The following is a 4,082-nucleotide window of genomic DNA, read 5'->3' as shown; positions in this document are numbered from 1 at the left end:
GGGGCCTCGGTCTCGGCCGGTGTGGGCGTGGCCTCCGGGGTCTCCTCGTCCGCGGGCCGGGGCGTCGAGGCCGGGGCGGGGGTCGACGTCGGCTCCGCGGGCCGCACGGTGGCGGTGCACACGCTGTCGCCGCTCGTCTCGTGCCAGCTGCTCGCGTCCTCGACCTCGACCCACACCACGCAGTAGCCGTCGGGGTAGGCCTGCACGGCCTCGCGGAACGCGGTCCAGCCCTGGTTCTGCTCGCCGCGGGTGAGGTCCCGCCCGTACGAGCGCGCGCTCTTGCCGTTTAGCGAGCGGACCACGTAGGCGACCTCGTCGCTCTCACGACCGGGCTCGAAGGACACACCGTCCGAGCTCACCCGGATGTCGTCCCCGTAGGGCTCGGCGGCCGAGGCGCGCTGCCCGGCGGCGGTCGTGCCGGCCAGGGCGAGCACGGACAGCAGCAGGGTCAGCAGGAGCCGGCGTGGTGCGGTGGCGTGACGTGCCATGGGCCGCGTCGCTGCGGCGGAGGCGATGGTGCGGATCACGGCGGCGATCCTACCGCCGTGCCCGCCGCGGGGCTCAGAATCTCGGCCCCTCCTCACCGTGCAGGAGGTTGCGGATGGGCCGCGTGACGACGTCGACCCGGTCCACCAGGTCGGTAGGCCCGGTCACGACCAGGGCCCGGTCGGCCGCGGGGGAGTAGACGGCGGTCACGTTCCGCACGGTGACCCGCATGCAGCGCTTGGCGGTGCCGTCCACGTGGAACTGTTTCGTCTCGACCGGCACGTCGTCCACCTCGGCGACGATCGCGCGCATCGCGCTGCGGTAGTCCTGGTACGACTCGGCGAGGTCCGTCACGTCGGCCGCCTCGGGCGAGGCGGCCGGGTCGACGTCGGCGTGCAGCGGGGCCACGAGCGCGCCGCTGCAGGCGGCACGCACGATGTCCTCGACCTGCGCCGGGGTCGCGGGCACGCGCAGCGTCTCGACCTCGACGGTCTCGCCGGCGAAGGTGCGGTAGGAGCGCAGGAAGCGCTCCTCCGTCGGGTCCGTGCTGTCGGAGACACCGGTGACCTCCTCCTCGACGAGGTCGAGACCCCACGTCAGGGGGTCGTCCACCTCGCCGACGACACCGGAGAAGCGCGCGAAGCGCGCGACGATCTGTTCCCAGGACTCGGGGGTCGGGCTCGGTTCGTCCGCCATGGCGCCTCCCGGAGCGGGTGCGGGTCTGGGAACGAGACTGCCGGGTGCACGGGGAGGCGTCAACGACCTTCGCCGGAATGGGCAGGGAATCAGCCGGGACTCGCCGCCTTCCGGGGCCGCCCGGGCGTGTCGCCCCGCTGAGGGCGCGCTTTGCCGTCCGCGGACGGTCCATCGTCACGCCCCTGGCGAACATGGGCATCAACCGGTAGGTCGCCGCGTTGGGAGCGCATAGAGTCGTTGCGGTCAGGCCTGGTACCGCCGGTGCAGGTGTACGCCGCTCGTGAGGGAGCAGCACATGTTCGAGAGATTTACGGATCGCGCCCGTCGGGTCGTCGTCCTCGCCCAGGAAGAGGCGCGGATGCTGAACCACAACTACATCGGCACGGAGCACATCCTGCTCGGCCTCATCCACGAGGGTGAGGGCGTTGCCGCCAAGGCGCTGGAGTCGCTCGGGATCTCGCTCGACGGCGTCCGTACCCAGGTCACCGAGATCATCGGTGAGGGGCAGCAGGCGCCGAGCGGGCACATCCCGTTCACGCCGCGCGCCAAGAAGGTTCTTGAGCTGTCGCTCCGCGAGGCGCTGCAGCTCGGTCACAACTACATCGGCACCGAGCACATCCTGCTCGGCCTCATCCGCGAGGGTGAGGGCGTTGCCGCACAGGTGCTCACCAAGATGGGTGCCGACCTGAACAAGGTTCGCCAGCAGGTCATCCAGCTGCTGAGCGGCTACCAGGGCAAGGAGCCCGTCTCCGCCGGTGGCCCTCAGGAAGGTCAGCCCGCGGGCTCGGCCGTGCTCGACCAGTTCGGCCGCAACCTCACCCAGGCCGCGCGCGAGGGCAAGCTCGACCCGGTCATCGGGCGCACGCAGGAGATCGAGCGGGTCATGCAGGTGCTGTCCCGCCGCACCAAGAACAACCCGGTGCTGATCGGCGAGCCCGGCGTCGGCAAGACGGCCGTCGTCGAGGGCCTCGCGCAGGACATCGTCAAGGGCGACGTCCCCGAGACGCTCAAGGACAAGCAGCTCTACACGCTGGACCTGGGCGCCCTTGTGGCCGGCTCGCGCTACCGCGGTGACTTCGAGGAGCGCCTCAAGAAGGTGCTCAAGGAGATCCGCACGCGTGGCGACATCATCCTGTTCATCGACGAGATCCACACCCTGGTGGGTGCGGGTGCCGCCGAGGGCGCGATCGACGCCGCCTCCATCCTGAAGCCCATGCTGGCTCGCGGTGAGCTCCAGACCATCGGTGCCACCACCCTCGACGAGTACCGCAAGTACGTCGAGAAGGACCCGGCCCTGGAGCGCCGCTTCCAGCCGATCCAGGTGTCGGAGCCGTCGCTCGAGCACGCCATCGAGATCCTCAAGGGTCTGCGCGACCGCTACGAGGCGCACCACCGCGTGTCCATCACGGACTCGGCGCTGGTCTCCGCGGCCACGCTGGCGGACCGGTACATCAACGACCGGTTCCTCCCGGACAAGGCGATCGACCTGATCGACGAGGCCGGGGCCCGGCTGCGCATCCGTCGTATGACGGCGCCGCCGGAGCTCAAGGAGCTCGACGAGTCCATCGCCGAGGCGCGCCGCGAGAAGGAGTCGGCGATCGACGAGCAGGACTTCGAGAAGGCCGCCGGGCTGCGTGACAAGGAGAAGCAGCTCACGCAGGTCCGCGCCGACAAGGAGAAGGCCTGGAAGTCGGGCGACCTCGACACGGTCGCGGAGGTCGACGACGAGCTGATCGCCGAGGTGCTGGCGATGTCCACGGGCATCCCGGTCGTCAAGCTCACCGAGGAGGAGTCCAGCCGGCTGCTCCACATGGAGGACGAGCTGCACAAGCGGGTCGTCGGCCAGGAGGCCGCGATCAAGGCCCTGTCGCAGGCGATCCGCCGTACGCGCGCCGGCCTCAAGGACCCGAAGCGTCCCGGTGGCTCGTTCATCTTCGCCGGCCCCACGGGTGTCGGTAAGACCGAGCTCGCCAAGGCGCTCGCCGAGTTCCTGTTCGGCGACGAGGACGCGCTCATCCAGCTCGACATGTCCGAGTTCTCGGAGAAGCACACGGTCTCGCGCCTGTTCGGCTCCCCGCCTGGATACGTCGGCTACGACGAGGGCGGCCAGCTGACCGAGAAGGTGCGGCGCAAGCCGTTCTCCGTGGTCCTGTTCGACGAGGTGGAGAAGGCGCACGCCGACATCTTCAACTCGCTGCTGCAGGTGCTCGAGGACGGTCGTCTCACGGACTCGCAGGGTCGCGTGGTCGACTTCAAGAACACCGTGATCATCATGACCACCAACCTGGGCACGCGGGACATCGCCAAGGGCGTCCAGACCGGCTTCAACGCCGGCGGCGACCTGGTGACCTCCTACGAGCGCATGAAGGCCAAGGTCAACGAGGAGCTCAAGCAGCACTTCCGGCCGGAGTTCCTCAACCGCGTCGACGACGTGGTCGTGTTCCCGCAGCTCTCGCAGGACGAGATCATCGAGATCGTCGACCTGGAGATCGCGAAGCTCGACCGTCGCCTGCGCGACCGGGACATGGGCATCGAGCTCACCCCCGCCGCGAAGCACCTGCTGGCGGAGAAGGGCTACGACCCGGTGCTCGGCGCCCGTCCGCTGAAGCGAGCCATCCAGCGGGAGATCGAGGACACGCTGTCCGAGAAGATCCTGTTCGGCGAGCTCACCGCGGGTCAGCTCGTGATCGTCGACGGCGAGGGCGAGGGCATCCTCGGCGAGTTCAGCTTCCAGGGTGTGGAGCGGGACGAGCGTCGTCGGCCGACCCAGGCCGAGCCCCAGTCGGTGCCCGCGGGCGCCGGTCTGGTGCCGCGCGACCTGCCGCCGTCGGGCCAGATGGCGGCCGGCGGGGCGTGATCGCCCGGTAGGACCCGGTCCTGACACAAGGCCCGGCCACCCC

2 protein-coding genes and 1 pseudogene are annotated in these 4,082 nt (G+C 70.0%); 1 reads left to right on the top strand and 2 read right to left on the bottom strand.

What is annotated here, in order from left to right; all coding sequences use genetic code 11:
* Nucleotides 1–527 (bottom strand): annotated as a pseudogene (locus tag PROKR_RS35410) (hypothetical protein); the annotation flags it as partial.
* A gap of 34 nt (nucleotides 528–561) precedes the next feature.
* Nucleotides 562–1,182: a hypothetical protein gene (locus PROKR_RS18645; protein WP_036965613.1), complete on the bottom strand. Its 621-nt coding sequence runs from the start codon at nucleotides 1,180–1,182 to the stop codon at nucleotides 562–564.
* Nucleotides 1,183–1,477: 295 nt separating this feature from the next.
* On the opposite strand from PROKR_RS18645, the gene PROKR_RS18640 reads away from it, so the two are divergent.
* Nucleotides 1,478–4,039 carry an ATP-dependent Clp protease ATP-binding subunit gene (locus tag PROKR_RS18640; protein WP_036965612.1) on the top strand — a complete coding sequence of 854 codons (2,562 nt, stop codon included), beginning with the start codon at nucleotides 1,478–1,480 and terminating at the stop codon, nucleotides 4,037–4,039.
* The last annotated feature ends 43 nt before the right edge of the window (nucleotides 4,040–4,082 follow it).

This window comes from Promicromonospora kroppenstedtii DSM 19349, assembly GCF_000515355.1.
GTDB classification, from domain to species: Bacteria; Actinomycetota; Actinomycetes; order Actinomycetales; family Cellulomonadaceae; genus Promicromonospora; species Promicromonospora kroppenstedtii.
This window is presented reverse-complemented; position numbering and strand designations above follow the sequence as displayed.

Coding starts and splice junctions, on each gene's coding strand:
- PROKR_RS18645 (WP_036965613.1), bottom strand. CDS start 1,182: ATGGCGGACGAACCGAGCCCGACCCCCGAGTCCTGGGAACAGATCGTC.
- PROKR_RS18640 (WP_036965612.1), top strand. CDS start 1,478: ATGTTCGAGAGATTTACGGATCGCGCCCGTCGGGTCGTCGTCCTCGCC.